Origin of the sequence: Xylanimonas oleitrophica, from assembly GCF_003244315.1 — a bacterium.
GTDB lineage: Bacteria > Actinomycetota > Actinomycetes > Actinomycetales > Cellulomonadaceae > Xylanimonas_A > Xylanimonas_A oleitrophica.
This window is the reverse complement of the sequence record NZ_QKWH01000001.1, coordinates 729,394-756,112: the sequence shown is the minus strand read 5'-3', so window position 1 is coordinate 756,112 and position 26,719 is coordinate 729,394. Positions and strand designations below refer to the sequence as shown.

Sequence of the window (26,719 nt, the reverse complement as noted above, 5' to 3'; positions counted from 1 at the left end):
GCGGCACGGCGTCGTCAGGCCATGTAGTCGCTCGCGAGGACCCGGTCGGCTGTCAGGCGGAGCACCACCCGGGCGGGGTCCGGCTCGAGCGGGTGGTAACGGCGGGCGTGACGCGCCACCGCGTCCGCCACGACCTCGGCGTCGTCGACGACGTCGACGGTGCCTTCGATGGTCAGCCAGCGCCCCCCTGCCACCTGGCACAGGGCCGCCCGGGGCGCGCGCCCGTCCGGCGCCCGACGACGCGCGTTCGCCGCCTTGGCCGAGCCCCGCTCCGTGGTGATCAGCGCCGTGCCCGTCGCCGCGTCCCACATGAACGCGACCGGTGTCACGTGCGGGGAGCCGTCAGCACGCAGCGTGGTCAGCGTGGCCAGGTGCCGCTCGGTGACGAACACCAGCTGCTCCGGGTTGAGGCGGAGCATCAGAACCCGTCCACCATGAGTCGCGGGACGCCCTCGTGCGAGCTCCCCCGCGACGCGTCCCGCAGCGCCCGCAGCACCCGCAGCTCGTGCGGCACCACCGGCTCGGGCAGCGCCACGAAGGGGAACCAGCGCAGGTCGGCGGCCTTGGCGGACTCCAGCAGGGTGGGCGTGCCCGCCCAGCGGTGGGCCTCGAAGAAGACGTCGACGCGCTGCTCCAGCGCCGGCCCTCCGGGCTGCCCCCGGTGCATCACCGTCACGGGGCGCAGGTCGGGCTCGTCCACCTCCACGCCCAGCTCCTCGCGGGCCTCGCGCACTGCCGCCTGCACCACCGACTCCCCCGGCTCCACGTGCCCGGCGGCGGCCGCCGCCCAGTGACCGTCGCGGTAGCCGGTGCCGCGGCGCAGCTGGAGGAGCACCTGGCCTTCGCGGCGCAGGTAGACGTAGGCGGCCGGCACCACCCGGAACCGGTGGTCGGCCGAACCGTCGTCCCAGCCCGCCGCACCGGCACCGCCACCGGGGTGCACGGGGCCGCCGCTCAGCCCAGGCACGCGGGCCCCAGCAGCGCCTTGAGGTCGCCGAAGAGCGCCGGCGACTTCTCGACCCGCAGCGTGTCCGCCGCCCGCACCACGGTGCGCTTGCCCGGCTCGGAGATCGAGACGTGCACCTCGGCCGACCCCGGGTGGCTGGCCAGGACCTCGCGCAGCCGCACCATCACCGGCTCGACGCAGCGGGTGTGCGGCACGGTGACCTGCACGGGGGCGTCGGCGACGGCCGAGGTGTCGGGGAGCGAGACCTCCATCGCCTGGAGCGAGAGCTGGTCGTCCCGACGGCGGATGCGACCACGCACCGCCACCACCTGGTCCTCGGCGAGCGCCGTGGAATATGCCAGGTACGTCTCGCCGAAGAACATCACCTCGACCGAGCCCTCGAGGTCCTCGATCGTGACAGCGGCCCACGGGTTGCCGTTCTTGCTCATCTTGCGCTGCAACGACGTGATGAGACCCGCCACCGTGACCGTCGAGTTCTCCGGCCTGCCCTCGTCCGTGACGAGCGAGGCGATCGAGGTGTCCGACGAGCGTGCCAGCACGTGCTCCAGCCCCGACAACGGGTGGTCGGAGACGTACAGGCCGAGCATCTCGCGCTCGAACGCGAGCTTCTGCTTCTTCTCCCAGTCCGGCAGGTCGGGCACCTCGACGGCGAAGGAGACTCCGTCGTCACCCTCGTCGCCGAAGCCGGCGAACAGGTCGAACTGGCCCTCGGCCTCCTTGCGCTTGACGGCGATCACCGAGTCCACCGCCTGCTCGTGCACCACCAGCAGCGCCCGGCGCGTGTGGCCGAGCGAGTCGAACGCGCCCGCCTTGATCAGCGACTCGATGGTGCGCTTGTTGCACACCACGGCGGGCACCTTGTCGAGGAAGTCGGTGAAGGAGGTGAACGCGCCCTTCTCCTCCCGAGCGGCCACGATCGCGTCCACGACGTTGGCACCGACGTTGCGCACACCCGTCAGGCCGAAGCGGATGTCCTTGCCCACGGCGGTGAACTTCGCTGCCGAGTCGTTGACGTCGGGCGGCAGCACCGTGATGTGCATGCGGCGGCACTCGTTGAGGTAGAGCGCCATCTTGTCCTTGTCGTCCCGCACCGACTGCAGGAGCCCGGCCATGTACTCGGCCGGGTAGTTGGCCTTGAGGAAGGCCGTCCAGTAGGAGACGAGGCCGTAGCCCGCGGAGTGCGCCTTGTTGAACGCGTAGCCGGCGAACGGCACCAGGGTGTCCCACACCGCCTGGATCGCGGCGTCGGAGTAGCCGCGCTCGCGCATGCCCGCCTGGAAGGGCACGAACTCCTTGTCGAGGATCTCCTTCTTCTTCTTGCCCATCGCGCGGCGCAGCAGGTCGGCCTGTCCGAGCGAGTAGCCGGCGAGCACCTGCGCGGCCTTCTGCACCTGCTCCTGGTACACGATCAGGCCGTAGGTGGTGTCGAGCACCTCGGCCAGCGGCTCCGCCAGCTCGGGGTGGATCGGCGTGATCTCCTGGAGCCCGTTCTTGCGCAGCGCGTAGTTCGTGTGGGAGTTCATGCCCATCGGGCCCGGGCGGTACAGGGCGATGACGGCGGAGATGTCCTCGAAGTTGTCGGGGCGCATCTGGCGCAGCAGGGCACGCATGGGGCCGCCGTCGAGCTGGAAGACGCCGAGCGTGTCCCCGCGGCCCAGCAGCTCGTAGGTCGCGCGGTCGTCGAGCTCGACCTTCTCGATCTCGACCGGCTCCTTGCCGTTCATCACGATGTTCTCGAGCGCGTCGTCGAGGATCGTCAGGTTGCGCAGCCCCAGGAAGTCCATCTTGATCAGGCCGAGGCCCTCGGACGTCGGGTAGTCGAACTGCGTGATGACCGCGCCGTCCTGCGGGCGCTTCATGATCGGGATGATGTCGATCAGCGGCTCGCTGGACATGATCACACCGGCGGCGTGCACGCCCCACTGGCGCTTCAGCCCCTCGATGCCCCGGGCCAGCTCGACGACGCGCTGCGCCTCGGGGTCGGTGTCGTGCACCTGCCGGAACTCGGCGGCCTCGGCGTAGCGCGGGTGCTGCGGGTCGAAGATGCCCGAGAGCGGGATGTCCTTGCCCATGACGGCGGGTGGCATCGCCTTGGTGAGCTTCTCCCCCATCGCGAAGGGGAAGCCCAGCAGGCGGGCGGAGTCCTTGATCGCCTGCTTGGCCTTGATGGTGCCGTAGGTGACGATCTGCGCGACGCGGTCGTCGCCGTACTTCTCCGTGACGTACTTGATGGCCTCCCCGCGCCGGCGCTCGTCGAAGTCGACGTCGACGTCGGGCATCGACACGCGCTCGGGGTTGAGGAACCGCTCGAAGATCAGGCCGTGCTCGAGCGGGTCGAGCTCGGTGATGCCCATCAGGTACGACACCATGGAGCCGGCGGCCGAGCCTCGGCCCGGCCCCACCCGGATGCCCTGCGCCTTGGACCAGTTGATGAAGTCGGCGACCACGAGGAAGTACCCCGGGAAGCCCATCTGGATGATGACGTCCGTCTCGTACTTGGCCTGCTGGCGCACCGCCTCGGACGCCCCCTGCGGGTAGCGCCGCTCGATGCCGCGCTCGACCTCCTTGACGAACCACGAGATCTCGTTCTCGCCGTCGGGGACGGGGAACTTGGGCATGTAGTTCGCCTTGGTGTCGAACGACACCTCGCACTGCTCGGCGATGAGCAGCGTGTTCCTGATGGCGTCGGGCAGCTCGGAGAACAACCGCGCCATCTCGGCCGACGACTTGACGTAGTACCCGGTGCCGTCGAACTTGAAGCGGTTCGGGTCGTCGAGCGTCGAGCCGGAGTTGATCGCCAGCAGGGCCTCCTGCGACGTCGAGTCCTCCTCCTTGACGTAGTGGAGGTCGTTCGTCGCCACCAGCGGGGCGCCGATCTCCTGCGCCAGGCGCAGCAGGTCCTTGGTGACGCGGGTCTCGATCTCGAGCCCGTGGTCCATCAGCTCGATGTAGAACGAGTCCTTGCCGAAGATGTCCTGCAGCTCGCCGGCCGCCCGCACCGCCTCGTCCCACTGCCCGAGGCGCAGGCGGGTCTGGATCTCGCCCGACGGGCAGCCGGACGTGGCGATGAGGCCGGGGCTGTACCGCTGCAGCAGCTCGCGGTCCATGCGGGGCCACTTGCCCATCTGCCCCTCGAGCGAGGCGAGCGACGACGCCCGGAAGAGGTTGTGCATGCCGTCGTTGTCCTTGGCCCACAGCGTCATGTGGGTGTAGGCGCCGCGCGCCGAGACGTCGTCGGACTCCTGCCCCTGCTGGCCGTAGCGGACGCGCTTCTGGTCGAACCGGCTGGTGCCGGGGGTCACGTACGCCTCGACGCCGATGATCGGCTTGATGCCCTTGGCGGTGGCCTTCGACCAGAACTCGAACGCCCCGAAGAGGTAGCCGTGGTCGGTGATCGCGACGGCCTTCTGCCCCTGCCGCTCCACCTCGTCGATCAGGTCCCCGATGCGCGCCGCGCCGTCGAGCATGGAGAACTCGGTGTGCACGTGCAGGTGGACGAAATCCTCAGGCGCTACGGGCATGGGGCCGAGTCTAGGAGGCACCCTCCGACACTCCGGCCTCCCCCGCCGAGTCGATCCTCACACGCGACAGGCGGGACCTCAGGTGTCGCGCGACAGCACCTTCGCCGCGTCGCGGTGGTCGATCCCGGCGTCCAGGTACACCGGCCCGTCGACGGTGTAGCCGAGGCGCTCGTAGAACCCGACGGCCTGCACCTGGGCGCTCAGCAGCACCCGCACGCGCCCGTCGCGGGCGTGCTCGGCCAGGGCGACGTCCTCCAGCGCGCGCATCAGCGCGGCGCCCGCACCCGTGCCGCGTGCCGACGCCGCCACCGCGACCCGGCCCACGTGCACCTCGCCCGGGTGCGCCGGGTCCGTCAGGAGGCGGGCCGTCCCGACGACGTCGCCGCCCCGGCGCGCGACCACGTGCGTCGTCGTCGGGGCGTGGTCGGCGTCGTCGAGCTCCTCCTCGAGCGGCACCCCCTGCTCGTCGACGAAGACCGCCAGGCGCACGGCGAACGCCTGCTCGAGCTGCTCCGGCGTGACGACCCGCTCGACCACGACCTCACCGGCGCCCGGCTCCGCGCCGTCCGCCGCGATCACCGGTACGCCCCGCGCACGACGTCGAGGGCGTGCGCCAGGTCGTCCGGGTACTGCGAGGACACCTCGACCCAGCTCCCGGTCAGCGGGTGCTCGAACCCCAGGCGCACCGCGTGCAGCCACTGACGGGTCAACCCCACCTTCGACGCCAGCACCGGGTCGGCCCCGTACGTCAGGTCGCCCACCAGGGGGTGGCGCAGTGCCGAGAAGTGCACGCGGATCTGGTGCGTGCGCCCGGTCTCCAGGTGCACCTCCACCAGCGAGGCGGCCGGCAGCATCTCGAGCACCTCGTAGTGCGTCACCGACGGCTTGCCGTCGGCCACCACGGCGAACCGCCAGTCGGAGCTCGGGTGCCGCCCGATGGGCGCGTCGATCGTCCCCACCGTGGGCTCGGGGTGCCCCTGGGCCAGCGCGTGGTAGACCTTCTCGACCGTGCGCTCCTTGAACGCACGCTTGAGCCCCGAGTAGGCGGCCTCGCTCTTGGCCACGACCATGAGGCCCGACGTCCCGGCGTCGAGACGGTGCACGATGCCCTGCCGCTCGGCCGCGCCGGAGGTGGCCACCCGGTAGCCCGCCGCGGCGAGGGCGCCGACCACCGTGGGACCCGTCCAGCCCGGCGACGGGTGGGCCGCCACGCCCACGGGCTTGTCGACCACGACGAGATCGTCGTCCTCGTGCACCACCGCCATGCCCGGCACGGGCTCGGCATCCACCACCGGGGCCGCGGCCGCGGGGTCGGGGACGTCGACCTCGAGCCAGCCGCCGGCCGGCAGGCGGTCGGACTTGCCGACCTCGCGCCCGTCCAGCCGCACCGCGCCGGAGGCCGCCAGCTCGGCGGCCTGGGTGCGCGAGTAGCCCAGCATGCGGGCCAGGGCGGCGTCGACCCGCTCGCCGGCCAGCCCGTCCGGGACCGGCAGCGTGCGCAGCATCAGTCCTCGCCCCGCTGCGCCTGCGTCCGCTCCGGCGCCGCTCCCGAGACCTCGCGCCCCGCACCGTCACCGGGCTCCACGGTCGCGGCCTCGCCGTCGGTGCCCTCGCCAGGCTCCTCCTTCTCGCCAGGACCCTGACCCTCGCGCCGGCCGTCCACCCCGATCCCGCGCACCGACAGCACCACCATCAGCACCGCCGCGACGACGATGGCGATGTCGGCCACGTTCCCGACGAAGAACCCGGCGTAGTCGATGAAGTCCACCACGTGGCCCCGGGCGAACCCGGGCTCGCGCGCGAGCCGGTCCACGAGGTTGCCCACGGCACCGCCCAGCAGCAGGCCCAGCGCCACGGCCCAGCCGCGCGAGCCGAGCCGGCGGATGGTGCGCACGATCGCCACGACCACACCGATGACCACGAGCGTCAGCACCCAGGTGTAGCCCGTGGCGATCGAGAGCGCGGCCCCGGGGTTGTAGATCAGCCGCAGCGACAGCAGGTCGCCGACCAGCGGCACGGGCGCGTCGCCCAGGGTCAGCGCAGCCGTCGCCCACCACTTGGTGAGCTGGTCGGCCGCCAGGACGACGGCGGCCAGCAGGGCGGTCGCCACGACCAGGCGGCGCGAGGCGGGCCGAGGGCCTTCCGGCGAGGGCTGCGAGGGGACGGGCGTGGCGTCGGTGTCGTGAGGCATCGCGGGCCAGTCTAGGGCGCGCGCAGACCGTGGGCCGTGCCGCCTCGCCCGTCCCGCCGGCGCCGGCTCCGCGCCGTCCGCCGTCGAGCGTGCCGCGTCAGCGGCGCTCTTCGCGCGCCTTGGCCTCGACCGACAGCGTCGCGCGCGGGAACGCCTGCAGGCGCGCCTTGCCGATCGGCAGGCCGCTGGCCTCGCAGGTCGCGTACGTGCCGTTCTTGATCCGCTCGATCGCGTGCTTCGTCTGCTCCAGCAGGTCGCGCAGGTTGTTCACCAGCGTCAGCTCCTGCTCTCGTTCGAGAGCGCTCGAGCCGTAGTCGGCCTGGTCGTCCCCCGCACCGTCGCCCGAGTTGCGCAGCAGCTCGCTCAGCTCACGGTCGGCCGCGACCAGCTCTGCCTCGAGCCGGTCCCGGTCGTCGAGCAGCCCCGCCGCCAGCTCCTCGATCTCGGCCAGAGTCCACGGCTCCTCCCCCTCCCGCACGGGGAAGGAGGCCACGTCCCGCGCGAGGTGGGGGAACGTCTCCTTGAGCGCGGACCGCGCGGGCGTCGGAAGCTTGCTCATCGAATCCCCTTCAGGTCGAGGTCACCGAAGCGTAAAGGCGCAGACCGGCCCGCACAACTTTCGCCACGCCGAGGTGTGGCAAAAGTTGTGCGGGCCGGTCCGGACCGGTGCCGGGCGCGGAGCCCGGCGTCAGATCTGCGGCGTCGACGCCTGCTGCGCGTTGTTGCGCGGCGGGAGGGCCGAGCCACGCGCGTCGAGGTCCCCGAGCAGGTTCTGCAGGAAGCTCTTCAGGCGCGTGCGGTAGTCGCGCTCGAACAGGCGCAGCTCGTCGATCTTGCGCTCCAGGAGCGAGCGCTCCTGCTCGAGCTGCGAGAGCGTGCGGTGGCTGGTCTCCTCCGCCTCGCGCACGATCCGCGAGCCCTCGGCCTTGGCCTCCGCGATGAGGCGGTCACCCTCCTCCTGGCCCGAGCGCACGTAGTCGTCGTGCAGCTTCTGGGCCAGCTGGAGCATGCCGGTGGCCGACTCGGGCTCCGCCCCACCGGGCTTGGGGCCTGCCGACGGCGGCGCCACGGGGGCGGCGACCGGGGCGGGCGCCGCGGCCGCGGCCGCGTCGGAGCGGGACAGCTCCGCGACCCGGCGCTCGGCGGCGGCGAGCTTCGACCGCAGGTCGTCGTTCTCCTCCTGGACGGCGGTGAGCGTTCGGACGACCTCGTCGAGGAAGTCGTCGACCTCCTCCACGTCGTAGCCCTCGCGGAACTTCGTCGCCGCGAACTTCTTGTTCAGGATGTCCTCTGCCGTCAGCAGTGCCATCGTGTCACCTCACCGTTCAGATTTCCGGTCCGTCGAACGACCACGGTAGCTGACGAGCCCCGGAGGGGCAGCGCGGCCGCGCCGTAGACACCAATCCTGCACACCCGGCGCCGGGCGTCCGTGACGCACCCGTCACGGACGCCCCGGCATCACAGGCTCGAGAAGATCCGCGACGCCACGAGCACCGCGAAGAACAGCAGCATGAACGCCAGGTCGAGGCCCACGTTGCCGATGCGCAGCGGAGGGATCACCCGGCGCAGGGCCCGCAGCGGCGGGTCGGTGACGGTGTACACGCCCTCCGCCAGCAGCAGCACCACGCCGCGCGGCCGCCAGTCACGGGCGAAGAACTGGACCCAGTCGAGCACCATGCGCACGACGAGGCACATCAGGTAGAGCCACAGCAGCAGCCCGATCAGGTTGAAGACGGCGCTCACCTCGCGGCCCCCGCGGGACGGCGAGCGGAGCGATCGGTGTCGTGGGGTGAGTTCACGGCACCAACCTACGCGAAACCTGCCGCACGGCCTGGGACGACGCCGACGGCGGGCACCCCTGAGGGGTACCCGCCGTGGGCAGGCGTGCGTCGGGTGGGCGGGAGAGCGTCCCGCCGGCTCAGCTCTGGTTGTAGAAGTGGCCGGGGCCCTTGGCGTCCGGACCCTCGACGTCCTCCTCGCCCGTCACCTCGACGTGCTCGGGGGACAGCAGGAACACCTTGTTGGTGACGCGCTCGATCGAGCCGTGCAGGCCGAAGATCAGACCGGCCGAGAAGTCGACGAGACGCTTGGCGTCGGCGTCGTCCATGTCGGACAGGTTCATGATGACCGGCGTGCCGCCACGGAACGCCTCACCGATGAGGCGGGCGTCGTTGTAGGAGCGCGGGTGGATCGTCGTGATCCGGCGCAGGTCCGTGGTCGGCGCGACCTCCCTCAGGGTCGGGCGCCGCAGCGGCGTCACCTCGGCCTGGTAGTCGTCGCGGTCACGCACCGGTGCCTCCAGCTCGTCGTCGTACTCGTCGACGTACTCGTCCTCCCGGCCCTGGTCGTCGGCCAGACCCAGGTACAGCATCGTCTTGCGAAGCGCTCCGGCCATCGCTCCCACTCCGTTCGTCGCCTGCGGTTCAGTCCTTGACGTTAGCCATCACCGCACGCTATGAGGCGCACGACACGCCGGAGTGTCGTGCGCCGTGTCGGCTCGCTCACACCAGGACGACGACCCCCGCCTGCCTCCCGGTGGTGGTTCCGGCGGCCGTGGCACGCCGGTGGGAGAACAGGTCGGCGTCCTCGAGGGTGCACCGCGCGACGTGCGTCGTGAGCTCCGGGAGCACGCCGCCCGCGGCGAGCTGAGCGAGCACCGCGGCGGGCAGGTCGAGCGCCGGGGTGCCCTGGCGCGTCGTCGAGCGCGCCTGCGGGACGACGGCTCCCACCTCGTCGCGCATGGCGGCGGGAACCTCGTAGCAGCGGCCGCACACGGCCGGCCCGACGGCAGCGCGCAGGTCCTCCGTCGTCGCCCCCGCGGCGAGCAGCGCCTCGACGACGCGGTGCACGACCCCGAGCCCGACCCCGGCACGCCCGGCGTGCGCCACCCCCACCACCCGGGCGACCGGGTCGGCCAGGAGGACAGGGACGCAGTCGGCGACCAGCACGCCCAGGCCGAGGCCCTCGGTCGAGGTCACGGCGGCGTCGGCCTCCCCGGCTGCCAGCGGCGGGGCGTCCGACGCCCACTCCGCGCGCTCGGCGTCCCCGAGGACGAGCACCCGGTCGCCGTGCACCTGGGCCACGAAGGCCACAGGGGCGCCGAGCCACTCCCCGACGCGCGCCCGGTTCTCGCGGACCCGGACCGGGTCGTCCCCCGTGCTCGGGCCGAGGTCGAGCGACGACCACGGCGCCGGGGAGACACCGCCGTGCCGGGTGGTGAATCCCGCCACGACGCCGTCGCCGAGCTCCACCCGCAGCAGTCCCGCGCCGAAGCCGTCCGGCAGGAGCGCCTCCTGGGACCACCCCGGCACGTCCACCGCGGGTACGCCCTCGGCGACGCCGGGGGCCGTCACTTGAGGAAGTCGGGCACGTCGAGCTCCTCCTTGGGAGGCTGCGCGTCCCAGATGCGCGGCACCTCGACGGGGCGCTCCACGGTCACCCCCTCGGCCTCCTCCGTCACGGCCGTCACAGGCCGCGCGGCCGGCGCGGGCTGCAGGCTGACGGGCACGTCGTCGGGGTCCGCCGGGATCGGGCGGGGCATCGTGTGCGCCCCGGTGACCGGCTGCTGCGGCAGCGGCGTGGTGACAGGGCTGGGCTCGGCCACCGAGACCTGGCCCGTGGCCGACGTCGTCACCGCCGGCTTGGCGGGCTGGCCGGCGATCTGCCCCAGACCGCGGCCGTCCTTGCGCGCCTGCGGCATGCCGCCGTCGAAGCCCGCGGCGATGACGGTGACGCGCACCTCGTCGCCCAGGGCGTCGTCGATGACGGTGCCGAAGATGATGTTCGCCTCGGGGTGGGCGGCCTCCTGCACCAGGCGGGCAGCCTCGTGGACCTCGAACAGGCCGAGGTCGCTGCCGCCCTGGATGGAGAGCAGCACGCCGTGGGCACCGTCGATCGAGGCCTCCAGGAGGGGGCTGGAGATCGCGAGCTCGGCGGCCTGGACCGCCCGGTCCTCGCCGCGCGCCGAGCCGATGCCCATGAGCGCGGAGCCCGCACCCTGCATGACGGACTTGACGTCGGCGAAGTCGAGGTTGATCAGGCCCGGGGTGGTGATGAGATCCGTGATGCCCTGGACGCCCGAGTGCAGCACCTGGTCGGCCGAGTGGAACGCGGCGATCGCGGAGACGTTGCGGTCCGACATCTGCAGGAGCCGGTCGTTGGGGATGACGATGAGGGTGTCGACCTCCTCGCGCAGCGCCTCGATGCCGTGCTCGGCCTGCACCGAGCGACGGCGGCCCTCGAACGTGAAGGGACGGGTCACGACCCCGACGGTCAGCGCCCCGAGCGAGCGGGCGATACGGGCCACGACGGGCGCGCCGCCGGTGCCGGTGCCGCCGCCCTCGCCGGCGGTGACGAAGACCATGTCGGCCCCGCGCAGGACCTCCTCGATCTCCTCCGCGTGGTCCTCGGCCGCCTTGCGGCCCACCTCGGGGTCGGCGCCGGCGCCGAGGCCACGGGTCAGGTCGCGGCCGACGTCGAGCTTGACGTCGGCGTCCGACATCAGCAGCGCCTGCGCGTCGGTGTTGACGGCGATGAACTCGACGCCCTTGAGCCCGACCTCGATCATGCGGTTCACGGCGTTCACGCCGCCACCGCCGATGCCCACCACCTTGATCACTGCCAGGTAGTTCTGCGGAGTTGCCACGTCGATGCCTCTCGGGTCGATCCTGTTCCCCGACGCCCAGCCCGGGAACCCTAAGGTTCTACTTGAGGGTCAGAGTTATGTCAGGTCTTGCTGCTGCCCCTGACGGTATGCGGCCATGCCGGGCACGGACGGGATGACGCCCGGCGTGTCGCACCCGGCTCACCGTGTCCGGTCACCACGGTCACCACGGTCACCGCGTCACCGGCAGGTCGGGCGAGCTCACGTCGTACGTCCCGGCCTCCGGGTCCGCCTGGCGCAGCCGCTCCACCACGACCACCTTGTACGCCATGCGTGAGTCGTCGCCCCAGCGCACCTCCTGGCCCGACGCCAGCCGGGTGCGCACGTCGTCACGGGTCTCGGCCCCCACCTCGGTCACCTCGGCCGCCAGGTGCGACGGCAGACCGGCTACCACGTGCAGGGCCGCCTGCAGCACCGGGGCGTCGTCCTCCCCCAGCGGCACGTGCACCAACGGCATGCCCTCGGGCGGCTCCGGCAGACCACCCACCTGCACGCCCTCCAGGTCGACGAGCACGAACCCGCCCTCCACCGGGACGGCCGCAGCCGGCTCCCGCGACACGAGGGCGACCGTCAGGCCGTCCGGCCACGCCCGGGCGACGCGCACGTCCTTGACACCGCCGACACCCAGCACCTCGTCGCGCAGCCGCACCGTGTCCAGCCGGGGCAGCGGCACGCCCGCCTGCCGGGCGACGACCTCCTGCACCTGCGCGACGTCGACCGTGGTCCCCTGCCCCGTGACCGTGACCTCCTGCGGGTCGAGCGCCATCACCGGCGAGAAGAAGGCGACCCAGCCCAGCCCGCCCGCCACAGCCAGCGTCGCCGTCCAGATACCCGCCGCCCGCCACATCCGGTGCCTGCGCATCGCCGACTTCTCCGCCAGCCGCCGCGACATCGCCGTCGACACCGTGGGACGGCCCGGCCGCGCGTCGCGGCCCTCCACCCGAGGGACAGCCTCCGTCCGCGGCGCCGAGGCCCGTGACCCCGCGGCCTTCGTGCCCCCACCGCTCTTGGCCGTGGCCGGGCGGGGAGCCTGCGCGGAGGCCCCCTTCGCGGTGCCCGTCAGCGTGCCCTTCGACGTGCCCTTCGCGCCCCCCTTCGAGGCACCCTTCGACTGCGGCCGCGCAGGAGCGGCAGGCATCGCGTGGGCAGACACGGTGCGCCCCGAGCCCGGCGTCGCGGGCTTGGACGCGGGCTTCGAAGGCACACGGGGGCGGGCGGGTGGACGCACGCTCTCATCCTCCCGCGCGGGTCGCCGGATCGGACGCAGGCAGCGCCGCGCGCCCGCCGGTCCGCACAGCCCCTCGCACCACGACTCTCCTACCGGGCGACGTCGTCGCCGGCACGGGTGGCCAGGTCCGCCAGGACCACGGGCCCCAGCTCCGTCACGTCACCGGCCCCCACGGTCAGCACCAGGTCCCCTGCACGAGCGAGGCCCGCGACCACGTGAGCGGCCTGCACCCGGTCCTCCACCGCCCGCACGCCGCCCCCGGTACCCGTGACGGGCAGCAGGTCCGTGATGGTCGCGGCGCTCACCGCGGGGTCCACGTCCTCCCGCGCCCGGTACACGCCCGTCACCACGACCTCGTCGGCGAGCGCGAGGGCAGCCGCGAAGCGGTCGGCGAAGATGCGCGTGCGCGAGTAGAGGTGCGGCTGGAACAGCACGAGCAGGCGCCCGCCGCCGGCCACCGGTCGCGCGGCGCGCAGCAGCGCCTCGATCTCCGTCGGGTGGTGCGCGTAGTCGTCGACCACCCGCACCCCGGCGGCCTCGCCCCGCGGCTCGAACCGCCGGCCCGTGCCGACGAACGCCGCCGCTCCCTCGACGGCGGCCCGCGGCTCCAGCCCCAGCAGCACCGCGGTGACCACCGCCGCGGTCGCGTTCAGCACGTTGTGCGCCCCAGGGACCGCCAGGCGCAGGGCGAGCGGCTCCTGCCCGAGCGGACCGCCCGAGAGCGTCGCGCTGGCCCCGTCCGCCACGGAGACGACGTCACGCACCACGACGTCGGCCTCCCCCGCCCCGTAGGTGACGACGGAACCGCCCCCGGCCCGGTGGGCCGCCGCGAGCGCGGCGGCGCCCGCGTCGTCGGCGCACGCCACCAGCGTGCCGCCCGCGCGCACCCGTCCCGCGAAGTCCACGAAGGCCTGGTCGAACGCCTCGCGCGAGCCGTAGTGGTCCAGGTGGTCGGGCTCCACGTTCGTCACGACGGCGATCGTGGGCGCGTAGTTGAGGAACGAGCCGTCCGACTCGTCCGCCTCCGCCACCAGCACGTCCGACGCGCCGAGGTGCCCGCCCGGGATCGCGGCGTGACCTCCCGGCGCCTGCGGGTCGCGCAGCAGCACCGTGCCGCCGATCGCGAAGGACGGGTCCGTGCCGCCCGCGCGCAGCACCGTGGCGATCATCGCCGACGTCGTCGTCTTGCCGTGAGCCCCCGCGACGGCCACCGCGCGGCGCCCCAGCATGAGGGAGGCCAGCGCCTGCGAACGGTGCAGCACCCGCACGCCCGCGGCGCGGGCGGCGGCCAGCTCGGGGTTGGACTCGCGGACGGCCGACGACACGACGAGCGTGTCGACCAGCGGCCGCCCGGCAGCGACCACGTGCCCGGCGTCGTGACCGACCCACACGCGCACGCCGTCAGCACGCAGCGCGGCCAGCGCCGCGCCGTCGGCCGCGTCCGAGCCCTGGACCTCGACACCGCGCGCCGCCAGCAGCCGGGCCACCACGCTCATGCCCGCTCCCCCCACCCCGACCAGGTGGACGCGCCCGAGCTCCTCGACCGGCAGCGGGTCGCCCGCCCCCGCGGTCACCGGTCCTCCCCGGCGGCAGCCTCCGGCGCGGCGGCGGAACCCTGCGGGTCGGCCACCGCCGCCTCCACCAGGTCGGCGACCCGCGCCGCGGCGTCACGCACGCCGGTGGCGCGCGCCGCAGCCGCCATCGACGCCAGACGCTGCTCGTCGCGCAGGAGCGCCGGCACGTGCTGAGCCACCCACGCCGAGGTCAGGTCCGCGTCGTCGACGAGCATCCCGCCGCCAGCCCGCACCAGCGGCGCCGCGTTGAGCCGCTGCTCGCCGTTGCCCACGGGCAGCGGGACGTACACCGCCGGCACACCCAGCGCGGCCAGCTCGCACACCGTGCCCGCCCCCGAGCGGGCCACGACCAGGTCGGCGACGGCCAGTGCCTGGTCCATCTCCGAGAGATACTCGCGCACCTGGTAGCGGCCGGTCTCGTGCGTGCCCGACAGCCGGGCCACCGCCTCCCGGACCGGACCGTCCTTGCCCCTGCCCGTCAGGTGCAGCACCTGGGCCCCGGACTCCAGCAGCGCTGCCGCCGCACCCGCCACCGCCGTGTTGACGCTCAGCGCCCCCGAGGAGCCACCCGTGACCAGCACGGTCGGCCGGGTCGGGTCCAGCCCCAGGGCGTCCGCCGCGCGCACGCGCGTGGCGGCGCCGTCGTCCTCGCGCCGCGAGACCAGCTCGGCGATCTCCCGCCGCAGCGGCAGGCCCGTCACCACACCGCCGCGCAGCGGCGTGCCCGCGAACGTCAGCCCCACCCGGGCCGCCCAGCGGGCCCCCAGCCGGTTGGCCAGCCCCGGCCGCGCGTTCTGCTCGTGGATCACCACGGGCACGCCCCGGCGGCGCGCGGCCAGGTAGGCCGGCGTCGACACGTAGCCCCCGAACCCGACGACCGCCTGCGCGTCGATCTCCTCGATGGCGGCCTCCGCCACCCGCACCGCAGACGCCAGCTTGCCCGGCAGCGTCAGCAGGTCCACCGAAGGACGACGCGGCAGCGGCACGCGCGGCACCGGCCGCAGCGTGTACCCGCGCGCAGGGACCAGATCGGCCTCGAGGCCGCTCGTCGTCCCCAGCACGAGCACCTGGGCAGAGGGCTCACGGGCACGGAGCTCGTCCGCGACGGCGAGCAGAGGATTGACGTGGCCGGCGGTTCCCCCGCCGGCGAGCACGACGGACCGGACGTGGCTGTCACTCACACCCGCGACCCTACCGGGGTCGGAGGACCCTCAGCGACGCCCCCGGCCCCGCCCCACCACGGCCAACGACCGGCGCACCGCCGACCCCCGCGCCGCCAGCGCCTGCTCCGCCCCGGGCTCCGTCCGCGCGAAGCTGATCACCATCCCCAGCGCCGCCATCGTGGTCACCAGCGCCGACCCGCCCGCCGACACCAGCGGCAGCGGCACGCCGATCACGGGCAGCACTCCGATCACCACGCCGATGTTCAGGAACGCCTGGCCCACCACCCAGCAGCCCACGGCCGCCGTCGTCACCTTGACGAACGGGTCGGGGTGGCGGCGCACCACCCGGCTCATCGCCACGCCCAGCACCACGAACAGCATCAGCACCATCAGCGTGCCGAACAGGCCCAGCTCCTCGCCGATGATCGCGTAGACGAAGTCGTTGTGCGCCTCGGGCAGGTACTTCCACTTCTCCCGGCTCGCCCCCAGCCCGACGCCGAACAGCCCGCCCGTGCCGAGGCCGTACATGCCGTGCAGCGCCTGGTAGCAGGTCCCCTGGACGTCGGTGCACTCGCCGTAGGCGGCGCTGATCCTGTTGAGCCGGTTGCCGCCGTGCGAGGCGCTGAACAGGAACAGGTACAGCACCACGGTCGCCGCGCTCCCGCCGAGGACCGCCAGCATCTTGGCCGGCGCCCCCGCCACCCAGAACGCCCCCGCCACCAGGGCGGCCACGATCATGGCCGTGCCCAGGTCCCTGCCCCCGAGGACGAGCACCAGCAGCAGGCCCGCCCCCGGCACCGCGGGGAGGAACGCGTGCTTCCAGGACCCGAGGAGATGGTGCTTGCGGCCCAGCACCGTGCCCAGCCACACGGCCAGCACCAGCTTGCCGACCTCCGCCGGCTGCATGGTGAAGCTGCCGAAGCCGATCCAGCCCGTGTTGCCGCCCTTGGACAGCGCGAAGGCAGGCACGAAGGTCAACGACTGCAGCGCCACCGCCACGAAGAGCCCCGGCCACGCCAGCGCCTTGTAGACGCGCACCGGCAGACGCGTGGCCACCAGCATCACCGGCAGGCCCAGCAGCACGAACTGGCCCTGGCGCAGGAACTCCGCGTACGGCGACTCGCCGTCGGCGATCGACGTCACCGTCGAGCTCGAGAGCACCATGACCAGACCGAACACCAGGAGCAGCCCCGAGGCGCCCACCAGCAGGTAGTAGCTGGTCACCGAGGAGTTCCACTGGCCCAGCCAGGGGCGCTGCCCCCCACGGTCCGTGCGCGGGGCGCGGGGACCCGTCGTCACCGCCATGCTCTGCCTCTCGCCTCCGGGGCCCGCCCGCGGACGCCGGTGCGAGACACCCTCACCGGCGGCCGGGCACGAGCTCGTGCACCGCGGCGGCGAACGCCTCGCCCCGCTGCGCGTACGAGCGGAACTGGTCCTGCGACGCGCCGGCCGGGGCCAGGAGCACCGTGTCGCCAGGCCGGGCCAGCGCACGGGCCGCCGCCACCGCACGGCGCATCACCGTCCCAGTCTCACCTGGGTCCACCCGCTCGACCGGGATCTCGGGCGCGTGTCGGGCCAGCGCACCGGCGAAGGGCTCCGCGTCGGCGCCGATCAGCACCGCCGCCCGCAGCCTGTCGGCCCGGGACGCGACCAGCTCGTCGAACGTCGCCCCCTTGGCGAGCCCGCCCGCGACCCACACGACCGATCCCGGCGGGTAGGCGGCCAGCGAGGCCGCGGCCGCGTGCGCGTTCGTGGCCTTGGAGTCGTCGACGTACGCGACGCCGTCCACCAGGCCCACCCGCTCGATGCGGTGACCGCCCGGCACGAACGACCGCAGCCCGTCCCGCACCGCCCGGGCCGGCACACCGTGCGCACGTGCGAGGGCCGCCGCCGCCAGGGCGTCGGCCACCACGTGCGCCGGGACCTGCGCCGCTGCCGGTGCGGCGTCCCCGGAGACCGGCTCGTCACCGTCCGCACCCGGCGGGACGTCAGACGTGCCGTGCGCGCCGGGGGCCAGGTGCGCCAGGTCGGCCAGCGTCCCGAGCTCGGCCGCGAAAGAGCGGCGGTCGCGGGCGTCGGCTGGCGCGTGGAACGCGCGGTCCACCAGCACGTCCTCCACCAGGCCGAGCATCCCCGGCCCCGGGGCGCCCAGGGTGAACCCCACCGCGCGAGCGCCGTCGGCCACGTCGGCCTCGCGGACCAGGTGCTCGGTGCGCGCGTCGGCCGCGTTGTAGACGCAGGCGACCTGCGCCCGCTCGTAGACGCGCCCCTTGTCCGCCGCGTACGCCTCGGGAGAGCCGTGCCAGTCCAGGTGGTCGTCCGCGACGTTGAGCACCGCACCCGCCTCGACGGCCACGGTGTGCGTGAAGTGCAGCTGGAAGCTCGACAGCTCGACCGCCAGCACGTCGAGCGCGGGGTCCAGAGCCGCCTCCACCAGCGGGGTGCCCACGTTCCCGACCGCACGCGTGCGCAGCCCGGCCGAGGTGAGGATCGAGGCGAGCATCTCCACGGTGGTCGTCTTGCCGTTCGTGCCCGTCACCGCGAGCCAGGGCGCCGGCCCGCCGCCGCCGAGACGGTCGGCGCGCAGCCGCCACGCCAGCTCGACCTCGCTCCACACCGGCACGCCGGCCTCGAGCGCCGCCGCGAGCAGCGGCGACGCCGGTCGCCACCCCGGGGAGGCGACCACCAGGTCGGCGTCGCGCACCAGGGCGGCGACGGCGTGCGGGTCCTCCGGCGTGCGCACGTCCGCGTCGTCGGCGCCACCGTCGACGGTCGTGACCGACGTGACACGGCCGGCGAGCGCGGCGACCACGGCACGCCCGGTCACCCCCAGGCCCGCCACCACGACGCGCGCCCGGTCCAGCGGCACCGCCGTCTCGACGGCCCCGTGCGGCTCGAGAGCCACTACGACACCACCCACTCGGCGTAGAAGATGCCCATGCCGAGCGCGGCGAACAGCCCCGCGATGAGCCAGAAGCGGATCACGATCGTGACCTCGCCCCAGCCGGACAGCTCGAAGTGGTGGTGCAGCGGTGCCATCTTGAACACCCGGCGCCGGGTCATCTTGAAGAAGCCGATCTGGATGACGTCGCTCATCACGATGATGACGAACATGCCGCCGATGATCGCGGCCAGGATCTCCGTGCGGGACAGGATCGACAGCGCCGCCACGGCGCCGCCGAGCGCGAGCGAGCCCGTGTCGCCCATGAAGATCTTGGCGGGGCTGGCGTTCCACCACAGGAACCCGATCAGCGCGCCCGCGATGGCCGCCGAGACGATCGCGAGGTCCTGCGGGTCGCGCACCTCGTAGCACCGGGGACCCGCCACGGCCAGGCGCTGGCAGGACTGGTTGAGCTGCCAGATGCCCACGAGGACGTACGCGCCGAACACCGCGATGGACACACCCGTGGCCAGGCCGTCGAGACCGTCGGTCAGGTTGACGGCGTTGGACCATGCGGTGATGAGGAAGTTCGCCCAGATGACGAAGAGGATCAGGCCGACCGTCGCCCCCGCGAACGCCAGGTCCAGGTTCGTGTCCCGCAGGAACGAGATCGACGTCGAGGCCGGGGTGCGGGCGTTGCGGTTGGGGAACTGCAGCGCCAGCACCGAGAAGGTGATGCCGACGAAGCCCTGCCCGATGATCTTGGCGCGCGGGGTCAGCCCCAGCGACCGCTGCTTGCGGATCTTGGTGAAGTCGTCGAGGAACCCGACGACGCCGAGACCCACCATGAGGTACAGCGCCAGCAGCGCCGAGGCGCTGGGCAGCCGCTCGGCCACCAGCATGGAGGCGGCGAAGCCCACCACGGCGGCCCCGATGATGACGACCCCGCCCATCGTGGGCGTGCCGCGCTTGGTGAAGTGCGCCGTCGGGCCGTCCTGGCGCACGAACTGACCATAGTTGCGGTGCACGAGGAACCGGATGAACAGCGGCGTGCCGAAGAGCGCCACGACCAGCGAGACGCCCGAGGCGACGAGGATGGCGATCACCGCGCACCCTCCGTGGTGGCCGTGCCCTCGCCGGCGGCGGCCGCGCCGCCCAGCTCACCGGCGGCGGCCGCGCCGCCCAGCTCACCGGCGGCGGCCGCGCCGCCCAGCTCACCGGCGGCGAGCTCGTCTCCCAGGCGCCACAGGCCCGAGCCGTTGGACGCCTTGACGAGGACGACGTCCCCGGGGCGCAGCTGCTCGGCCAGGACCTCGCGCGCAGCCTCGACGTCGGGCACGAACACGCTCTCCTCGCCCCAGGAGCCCTCCTGCATGGCCCCCTCGTGGATGTGGTACGCGCCGTCTCCGACCACGACGAGCAGCTTGACGTTCAGACGCACCACGAGCCGCCCGATCGCGTCGTGGGCGACACGGGCCGACTCGCCCAGCTCGCGCATCTCGCCCAGCACCGCCACCGAGCGCCGCGTGCGGCCCGCCATGACGGCGAGCGAGCGCAGCGCTGCGCGCATCGAGTCCGGGTTGGCGTTGTAGGAGTCGTCGACGACGGTGATCCCGTCGGGCCGCTCCGTGACCGCCATCCGGTGCGGGCTCACCGGCGTGGCGGCGGCCAGCCGCTGCGCCGCGACCGCAGGGTCGAGCCCCACGAGGATCGCCGACGTCGCCGCGGCCAGCGCGTTGGTCACGTGGTGCTCGCCCACCAGGCGCAGCGACACGGGCACGCGCACGTCCTCGGCAGTCTCGCCGGCGGCCAGCACCGAGCCGCGCACGCGCAGCGTGAACGAGGCACGCCCCGCCACGTCGATCGTCACGTCCTCGGCGCGCACGTCGGCGGCCGGGATGGTCCCGAACGTGACCACGCGGTTGCCCGCGTCGGTCGCCTTCGCAGCCATCGCGGCCACCCGCAGGTCGTCGGCGTTGAGGACCGCCACCCCGCCGGGGCGCAGCCCCGTGACCATCTCGGACTTCGCCTCGGCGATCGCCTCGACGCTGCCGAAGTGGCCCAGGTGCGCCTGCCCGACAGCGAGCACGGCGCCCACCTGCGGCGGCGCGACGCTCGTCAGGTAGGCGATGTTGCCCACGTGGTCCGCACCCATCTCGAGGACCAGCGTGCGCGTCTGCGGCGTCACCCGCAGCACCGTCAGCGGCAGGCCCACCTCGTTGTTGAACGAGCCGGTGGGGACCACCGCCTCGCCGTCGCCCTCGTGCCCCGCCAGGAGCTGGCCGAGCAGGTCCTTGGTGGTGGTCTTGCCCACCGACCCCGTCACCGCCAGGACCCGCAGCCCCGGGTTGGCCGCACGAGCGCGCTCCAGCACGAACCGGGCAAGGTCGCCGAGGGCCGCCTGCACGTCCTCGACGACGACGGTCGGCACAGGGGTCTCGGGGGTGCCGACCTCGCGGGACGCGAGCACCAGCGCGGCACCCGCCTCGACGGCGGCGGCCGCGAAGTCGTGCCCGTCGACGCGCTCGCCCGGCAGGGCCACGAACAGCGCACCCGGCTCGACGAGGCGGGAGTCGACGACCACCGGCCCGCCGACCCGCACCCCGGGGTCGGCGGCGAGCCGTCCCCCCGTCGCCTGGGCGACCTCGGTTGCGGTCAGCTCGATCATGCGGTGGTGGTCCCTTCGGTGGTCGTGTTCTCGGTGGTGGCGGCGGGGGCGCCCGGTCCTGCGCCCGCGTCGGCGTCGGCCAGCGCGCGCCGCGCCTCGACGCGGTCGTCGAGCTCGACGTCGACCCCCGCCACGTCCTGGATCGTCTCGTGCCCGCGGCCCGCGACGAGCACCGTGTCGCCCGGTGACGCCTCGCGGACGGCTCGCCTGATCGCCTCGGAGCGCGGGGCGACCTCGACGACTTCCACGGTGCGGCCGCTCTCGGCCGCCGCCGCCCTCGCGGCCTGCGCGCCGGCCAGCACCGCGGCCCGGACGACGGCCGGGTCCTCTCCGTGCGGGTCGTCGTCGGTGACCAGCACGACGTCGGCCCCGGCCACGGCCGCCGCGCCCATCGCCGGCCGCTTGCCCTTGTCGCGGTCGCCCGTCGCGCCGAACACGACCACGAGCCGGCCGTCCGTCGTCGGGCGCAGCGCCGCCAGCGCGAGCTCGAGCGCCTCCGTGTTGTGGGCGAAGTCCACCACGACGCGCGGCGAGCGCGCGTCACCGGCCCCGACGACCTCCATCCGCCCGGGCACGACCGCGGCCAGCCCGCCCACGGCGTCGAGCGCCTCGGCGACGTCCTGCACGTGCGCGCCGCCCTCGAGCACCATCACCACGGCGAGCGCGGCGTTGGCGACGTTGAACGCCCCCGGCAGCGAGGTCGAGGTGCGCAGCGTGCGCCCGTCACGGTGCGTCAGCGTGAACGCCGAGCCCGTGCCGTGCGGCGCGACCTGTGTCACCACCCAGTCGGCCTCGGCCCCGCCCGGCACCGTGCGCACCGTGGCCACCGGCACCTGCGCGGACGCCGCCATCCGCTCGCCCCACGCGTCGTCCACCACGACGACGCCGCGACGCGAGTGCTCCGGCGTGAACAGCAGCGCCTTCGTCTCGAAGTACGCCTGCAGGTCGCCGTGGAAGTCCAGGTGGTCCTGGCTGAGGTTCGTGAAGCCCGCGACGCCGAACTGCACGCCGTCGACGCGGTGGAGCGCGAGCGCGTGGGAGGAGACCTCCATCGCCAGCGTGCGGACCTCGTCCTCGCGCATGGCCGCCAGGAGCGCCTGGAGATCGGCGGCCTCCGGCGTCGTCAGGCGCGAGGGCAGCACCCGGTCGCCCGAGCGCATCTCGACCGTGCCGATGAGGCCGCTGCGCCAGCCCAGGGCGCGCAGCAGGTGGTCCAGCTGGTAGGTCGTGGTGGTCTTGCCGTTCGTGCCCGTGACGCCGAACGTCATCAGGTGCTCGGCCGGGCTGCCGTAGACCCACGCGGCCACCGGCCCCAGCACCGCGCGCGGGTCGGGGGCGACCAGCACCGGCACGCCGGCACCGGGCGGCACGGCGGACCCGTCCGCCAGCAGCGCGGCCCCCTCGGCGTCCGTCAGCACGGCCCGCGCGCCGCGCGCCACGGCGTCGGCGGCGAAGCGCGCCCCGTGGGCGTGCGCGCCCGGGAGCGCCACGAACAGGTCGCCGTCGGTCACCAGACGGTTGTCGGAGGCCACGGAGGAGACGGTCACGGTCTCGAGCGGCGAGGAGCCCTCGCCCTGCGCGGCCGGCCCGGCCGTCTCGAGCCCGAACGTCAGGGCCAGGTCCCGCACCTTGCGGGGCGTGGCGCCCGCGGGTCGGATGCGGTCGAGCGGGGTTGTCACGAGGTAGACCCTAGCGGGTGAGACCGACCCTCCCGCCGGTCGCTCACCACTCCAGCGGCAGGGGCTCGCCCGCCGGGCTGCTCGGGGGCACCCCCTCCTTCTGGAGGGCGAAGCCCATGACGTCGCGGAAGACCGGCGCCGCCACGACCCCACCGAAGATCGACGTCTTGGGGCTCTTGAGGAAGACCGAGACCGTGAACCGCGGGTCGTCCGCCGGCGCCACGCCGATGAACGACGCCATGTACGTCACACCGCCGCCCTCGAAGATCTGGGCCGTGCCCGTCTTGCCGGCGACCCGGTACCCGGGCACCTGCGCGCCCACGGCGGTGCCCTCCTCGCTGGTGACCTCCTCCATCATGTGCAGCAGCGACGCGGCCGTCTCCTCCGAGACGACGCGCGTGCCCTCCGGGCGCTCGACCGGCTCCAGCTCGCCGTCAGCGGTCCGCGTGCCCTTGAGCAGCGTCGGTTGCAGGCGCACACCGCCGTTGCCGATCGTGGAGAACACGCTCGTGGCCTGCATCGCGTTGACCGTCAGCGCCTGCCCGAACGTCACCGCGTACCGGGTGCGGGCGTCCCAGCGGTCCACCGGGTGCACCGTGCCGCGCGACTCGCCCGGCAGGTCCAGGCCCGTGCTCTCCCCCAGCCCGAACTTCTTCAGGTAGTCGTACTGCACCTGCGGGGGGATCTTCTCCGCCACCTGCACGGTGCCCGAGTTCGACGAGTGCGCCAGGATCCCGGCCAGGGTCAGCTGCTGGACCGGGTGGTCGTGCGAGTCCCGGAACGTCTGCCCGTTCGGCGTGGTGAACCTGTCGGGCACCGTGAACTGGCTGTCCGGCTGCCAGGCGCCCGTCTCCAGCGCAGCCGCCATCGTGATCACCTTGCCCGTCGAGCCGGGCTCGAACGTGTCCTGCACCGCACGTGACCCCTTGGCCACGTTGGCGCTGGTGCGGTCGTTCGGGTCGACGTCGCCCGAGTCCGCGATGGCCATCAGCTCGCCCGTGCGCAGGTCCTCCACCACGACGATGCCGTAGGACGCCCCGGTCCGGGCCACGGCCTCGTCGATCGAGTCCTCGGCCTTCCACTGGATGTCGTGGTCGATGGTGAGCACCACGTCCCCGCCCGGCTGCGCCGGCGTCGAGTCCTCGGCCCCGCCGGGGATACGGACCCCGTCGCGCGAGCGCTCGTAGCGGTCCACTCCGGCCTTGCCCGCCAGCACGTCGTCGTAGGCGCGCTCGATGCCGCCCTGACCCACCTGGTCGGCGTCCACGAACCCCACCAGCGGGCCGGCGACCGTCCCCGACGGGTAGGTGCGCTTGGACGTCAGCTCCATCGGCACGTACGCCTGCAGCCGCAGCTCGCGGATCTTGCGCTGCGTCTCGGGCTCCACGTTGCGCGCCAGGACGACGTACCGCCGGTCCCCGTTGAGCTGCGCGGCCAGCTCGGCCTTGGTGGTGCCCAGGATCGGTGCCAGCAGCTGGGCCACGCCCAGCGCCCCGTCCTCCACCGGCTCGCCCTCGGCGTCCACCCGGCTGCCGCCGCGGAACGTCTGGATCGCCTGCTGGTCGGCGGCGACCGTGTAACGGTCCACCGAGGTGGCGAGCACCACCCCGTCGCGGTCGGTGATCTGCCCGCGGTGCGCGGGCACCACCACCGTGGCCATCCGGTTCTCGAGCGCCGTGGCCGCCAGCGCCGGTCCCTCGAAGACCTGCACCTGCACCAGCCGGGCCACGAACACGACGACGACGAGAGTCGCGATCACGAGCAGCCAGCGCTGCCGCCGCTCCGGCGACGCCGGGGGGCCGGGCGGCTGCGGCGGACCCTGGCGGCGGCGCACGACGCCCCCGCCGATCCCGCCTGAGCGGGAGACGGCCTGGCGGACGGCGCTCGTGCGCGAGCCCCCCGTGCCCGAAGCCTTCCGGCGCGAGGCCACCTTGGGGGAGGCCGTCCTGCGGGAAGCCGCCTTGCCCGAGCCCGCCCTGCCCGAGCCCGCCCTGCCCGAGCCCGCCCTGCTGGCCGTCTTGCGGGACGCTCCGTCAACCGTCGCAGACCTGCCCGCCGCCTTGCTCACCGCTGCCTTGCCGGACGTCTTCCTGCCGCTGCTCGCCCGGCCCGGCGCCGTCGTGCCGGACGCCGCCCGACCAGATGCCGTCCGACCAGATGCCGCACTGCCGGACGTCGCGGGACGGGCGGACGAGCGCCCGCCCGAGGCACGGGCCGCCCGTGCCTCGGTGGTGGGACGCCGCGAGCCCGGCTCGCGCGCCTGCTGGCGCGCGCCGGGCCCAGGGTCGGTCCGCCGCGTCGTGTCTGCCGTCGCTCCGGCGGCCGGCCGGCGTCGGCCGCCGGAGCGGGGCGCGGGCTGGCCGCCCGAGGCGGCGGAGGTGCTCACCCGACGATTCTGCGGTGCCGCCTCCCGCGCAGGACGCGAGGCGGCCGCGCGTGTCGCGGGAGCCTCGCGCCGGGTCACTCCCCCGCTCCCTGCCCCGCCGTGCCGGGTGCCGGCACCGTCGCGCCGGAGACGTCGAGCATGTCCGGGTTGTCGGCGGGGACCATGCCCATCTGGCGGGCCCTCTGGTCGAGCGTGTTCTGGGCCGCGCTGAGCTCCGCCTGCTTGGTCTGCACGTCCTGGCTCGCCTGGTTCACCTCGCGCTGCAGACGGGCCAGGTCGTAGGAGCCGCGCGCCATCGTGGTGTTGAGGACCAGGGCCGCGAGCAGCGCCGTGACGAGCACGGTCGCGCACACGATCAGGAACGGCACGCCCGAGCGCGCCTGGAGCGGCGCCCGGACGGCGTCGAACCGGCGGCCGCCGTCGGCACGGCCTCCGGGCAGGGCGGTCAGCGGTGCGCGGCGCGGCGCGGGGACGTTGCGCCGGGCGGGGGCGACCGCCGGGGCTCGCAGTGCGCTCATCGACGCTCCTCCTTGCTTCGGGTCGTACGGGTGGCGCGGGACGACGTCGTGGCGTGCGTCCGCAGGTGTTCAGGGGTGGGCCGCAGGCGGGCCGCGGCGCGCAGGCGGACCGAGGCAGCCCGGGGGTTGCGCTCGAGCTCGGCCTCGTCGGCCTCCTCGGCGCCCCGGGTGAGGGGCTCGAGGTAGGGGCGGTGCGTCTCGGGCTCGACGGGCAGGCCCGCCGGTGCCGACGACGCCGTCCCGCGCGCGATGGCTCGCTTGACGATGCGGTCCTCCAGCGAGTGGTAGGACTCGACGACGATCCGCCCACCCACGGCCAGCGCCTCGATCGCCGCGGGGACGGCCCGCTCGAGGACCTCCAGCTCGCCGTTGACCTCGATCCGCAGCGCCTGGAAGGTGCGCTTGGACGGGTTGCCGCCCGTCTTGCGCGTGGCGGCCGGGATCGCCGAGCGCACGAGGTCGGCGAGCTCGCCCGTGCGCTCCCAGGGCTTCTCCTCGCGACGCCGGACGAGGGCGCGAGCCACCCGCTGGGCGAACCGCTCCTCGCCGTACTCGCGCAGGATGCGGGTCAGCTCGCGCTCGTCGTAGGTGTTGAGGACGTCTGCCGCCGTCAGGCCGCGCGTCTGGTCCATGCGCATGTCGAGAGGCGCGTCCTGCGCGTACGCGAAGCCGCGGTCCGCCTCGTCGAGCTGCAAGGAGCTGACGCCCAGGTCCATCAGGACGCCCTGCACGGCGTCGAGACCCAGGCCGGCCACGACGTCCCCGATCTCGTCGTACACGGCGTGCACGGGGGTGAAGCGGTCGCCGAACCGTGCGAGCCGCTCCGAGGCCAGCCGCAGCGCCTGAGGGTCCCGGTCGATCCCGACGACGCGGGCGGTGGGCACCTGCTCGAGGACGGCCTCCGTGTGCCCGCCCATGCCGAGGGTGCAGTCGACCAGCACGCTGCCCGGCTCGGCGAGCGCGGGGGCGAGCAGGTCGACGCAGCGCTGGAGGAGCACGGGCAGGTGCCGGTCGGCCGCGGCGCGCGCGGGCACGGTGGGCTCGCGCGTGCCGTCCTCGTCGGGGCGGGCGTCCTCCGTCATGTGCTCCTCCTTCCTCTCTGGTCCTGCGGTCCTGGTGCTGCTGTCCGGTGCTGCGGCTGGTCGTGCCGGCTGGTCGTCGGTCTGCCGCCCGGACGCCGTGGTCCGGGTTCGGCGAGGCCCCGTCCGGCCAGGTCTCCCTCCGCGTTCTGGCGTCGGGGAAGTACGCCAGACCTTCGCGGGAGGAGGCCTCGCGGGGCG

23 protein-coding genes are annotated in these 26,719 nt (G+C 74.0%); all 23 read right to left on the bottom strand.

The window, feature by feature from the left end; genetic code table 11:
• Window positions 1-14 precede the first annotated feature (14 nt).
• On the bottom strand, window positions 15-419 hold the full coding sequence (locus DNL40_RS03650; protein WP_111249819.1) for a pyridoxamine 5'-phosphate oxidase family protein: 405 nt from the start codon (window positions 417-419) through the stop codon (window positions 15-17).
• Window positions 419-958, bottom strand: coding sequence for an NUDIX hydrolase (locus DNL40_RS03645; protein ID WP_425450754.1), 540 nt, complete (start codon window positions 956-958; stop codon window positions 419-421). The genes DNL40_RS03650 and DNL40_RS03645 overlap by 1 nt, the downstream gene beginning before the upstream one ends.
• Entirely contained in the window at window positions 955-4,488 is a 3,534-nt protein-coding gene (gene dnaE / locus DNL40_RS03640; RefSeq protein ID WP_111249818.1) for a DNA polymerase III subunit alpha, read from the bottom strand. The genes DNL40_RS03645 and dnaE overlap by 4 nt, the downstream gene beginning before the upstream one ends.
• A 78-nt stretch (window positions 4,489-4,566) precedes the next feature.
• Complete coding sequence (locus DNL40_RS03635; protein WP_245885609.1) at window positions 4,567-5,067, bottom strand: GNAT family N-acetyltransferase; 501 nt, start codon at window positions 5,065-5,067, stop codon at window positions 4,567-4,569.
• Entirely contained in the window at window positions 5,064-5,993 is a 930-nt protein-coding gene (locus DNL40_RS03630) for an RluA family pseudouridine synthase (RefSeq protein ID WP_179950909.1), read from the bottom strand. The genes DNL40_RS03635 and DNL40_RS03630 overlap by 4 nt, the downstream gene beginning before the upstream one ends.
• Window positions 5,993-6,679, bottom strand: a complete 687-nt coding sequence (gene lspA / locus DNL40_RS03625) for a signal peptidase II (RefSeq protein ID WP_111249816.1) — start codon at window positions 6,677-6,679, stop codon at window positions 5,993-5,995. Before lspA ends, DNL40_RS03630 begins: the two co-directional genes overlap by 1 nt.
• 97 nt (window positions 6,680-6,776) lie before the next feature.
• Window positions 6,777-7,238, bottom strand: a complete 462-nt coding sequence (locus tag DNL40_RS03620; protein WP_111249815.1) for a TraR/DksA family transcriptional regulator — start codon at window positions 7,236-7,238, stop codon at window positions 6,777-6,779.
• A 129-nt stretch (window positions 7,239-7,367) separates the two neighbouring features.
• The gene (locus DNL40_RS03615; RefSeq protein WP_111249814.1) at window positions 7,368-7,988 is read right to left on the bottom strand and encodes a DivIVA domain-containing protein; all 621 of its coding nucleotides are present in this window, start codon (window positions 7,986-7,988) and stop codon (window positions 7,368-7,370) included.
• Window positions 7,989-8,137: 149 nt separating this feature from the next.
• Window positions 8,138-8,422 carry a YggT family protein gene (locus DNL40_RS03610; protein WP_111249813.1) on the bottom strand — a complete coding sequence of 95 codons (285 nt, stop codon included), beginning with the start codon at window positions 8,420-8,422 and terminating at the stop codon, window positions 8,138-8,140.
• Between the two features lie 175 nt (window positions 8,423-8,597).
• Window positions 8,598-9,074 carry a cell division protein SepF gene (locus DNL40_RS03605; protein WP_111249812.1) on the bottom strand — a complete coding sequence of 159 codons (477 nt, stop codon included), beginning with the start codon at window positions 9,072-9,074 and terminating at the stop codon, window positions 8,598-8,600.
• Window positions 9,075-9,180: 106 nt separating this feature from the next.
• Window positions 9,181-10,032: a peptidoglycan editing factor PgeF gene (gene pgeF, locus DNL40_RS03600; RefSeq protein ID WP_245885607.1), complete on the bottom strand. Its 852-nt coding sequence runs from the start codon at window positions 10,030-10,032 to the stop codon at window positions 9,181-9,183.
• Window positions 10,029-11,324: a cell division protein FtsZ gene (ftsZ, locus tag DNL40_RS03595; protein ID WP_111249811.1), complete on the bottom strand. Its 1,296-nt coding sequence runs from the start codon at window positions 11,322-11,324 to the stop codon at window positions 10,029-10,031. The genes pgeF and ftsZ overlap by 4 nt, the downstream gene beginning before the upstream one ends.
• A gap of 190 nt (window positions 11,325-11,514) precedes the next feature.
• Entirely contained in the window at window positions 11,515-12,204 is a 690-nt protein-coding gene (locus tag DNL40_RS03590; RefSeq protein WP_245885605.1) for a cell division protein FtsQ/DivIB, read from the bottom strand.
• Window positions 12,205-12,659: 455 nt separating this feature from the next.
• The gene (gene murC, locus DNL40_RS03585; RefSeq protein ID WP_425450746.1) at window positions 12,660-14,144 is read right to left on the bottom strand and encodes a UDP-N-acetylmuramate--L-alanine ligase; all 1,485 of its coding nucleotides are present in this window, start codon (window positions 14,142-14,144) and stop codon (window positions 12,660-12,662) included.
• Window positions 14,141-15,325 carry an undecaprenyldiphospho-muramoylpentapeptide beta-N-acetylglucosaminyltransferase gene (gene murG, locus DNL40_RS03580; RefSeq protein ID WP_111249810.1) on the bottom strand — a complete coding sequence of 395 codons (1,185 nt, stop codon included), beginning with the start codon at window positions 15,323-15,325 and terminating at the stop codon, window positions 14,141-14,143. The genes murC and murG overlap by 4 nt, the downstream gene beginning before the upstream one ends.
• Window positions 15,326-15,355: 30 nt before the next feature.
• Complete coding sequence (locus DNL40_RS03575) at window positions 15,356-16,612, bottom strand: FtsW/RodA/SpoVE family cell cycle protein (protein ID WP_111249809.1); 1,257 nt, start codon at window positions 16,610-16,612, stop codon at window positions 15,356-15,358.
• Between the two features lie 52 nt (window positions 16,613-16,664).
• Window positions 16,665-18,212 carry a Mur ligase family protein gene (locus tag DNL40_RS03570; protein ID WP_111249808.1) on the bottom strand — a complete coding sequence of 516 codons (1,548 nt, stop codon included), beginning with the start codon at window positions 18,210-18,212 and terminating at the stop codon, window positions 16,665-16,667.
• A complete protein-coding gene (gene mraY / locus DNL40_RS03565) occupies window positions 18,212-19,294 on the bottom strand; it encodes a phospho-N-acetylmuramoyl-pentapeptide-transferase (protein ID WP_111249807.1) in 1,083 nt (360 codons plus the stop codon). The genes DNL40_RS03570 and mraY overlap by 1 nt, the downstream gene beginning before the upstream one ends.
• Window positions 19,291-20,856 (bottom strand): UDP-N-acetylmuramoyl-tripeptide--D-alanyl-D-alanine ligase, encoded by a 1,566-nt coding sequence (locus tag DNL40_RS03560; RefSeq protein WP_111249806.1) that lies wholly within the window; start codon window positions 20,854-20,856, stop codon window positions 19,291-19,293. Before DNL40_RS03560 ends, mraY begins: the two co-directional genes overlap by 4 nt.
• Complete coding sequence (locus DNL40_RS03555) at window positions 20,853-22,535, bottom strand: UDP-N-acetylmuramoyl-L-alanyl-D-glutamate--2,6-diaminopimelate ligase (protein ID WP_111249805.1); 1,683 nt, start codon at window positions 22,533-22,535, stop codon at window positions 20,853-20,855. Before DNL40_RS03555 ends, DNL40_RS03560 begins: the two co-directional genes overlap by 4 nt.
• 43 nt (window positions 22,536-22,578) lie before the next feature.
• Window positions 22,579-24,369 carry a peptidoglycan D,D-transpeptidase FtsI family protein gene (locus tag DNL40_RS03550; RefSeq protein WP_245885604.1) on the bottom strand — a complete coding sequence of 597 codons (1,791 nt, stop codon included), beginning with the start codon at window positions 24,367-24,369 and terminating at the stop codon, window positions 22,579-22,581.
• A 626-nt stretch (window positions 24,370-24,995) separates the two neighbouring features.
• Complete coding sequence (gene ftsL, locus DNL40_RS03545) at window positions 24,996-25,439, bottom strand: cell division protein FtsL (RefSeq protein ID WP_111249803.1); 444 nt, start codon at window positions 25,437-25,439, stop codon at window positions 24,996-24,998.
• Window positions 25,436-26,521 carry a 16S rRNA (cytosine(1402)-N(4))-methyltransferase RsmH gene (gene rsmH, locus DNL40_RS03540; protein WP_245885603.1) on the bottom strand — a complete coding sequence of 362 codons (1,086 nt, stop codon included), beginning with the start codon at window positions 26,519-26,521 and terminating at the stop codon, window positions 25,436-25,438. Before rsmH ends, ftsL begins: the two co-directional genes overlap by 4 nt.
• Window positions 26,522-26,719: the final 198 nt, after the last annotated feature.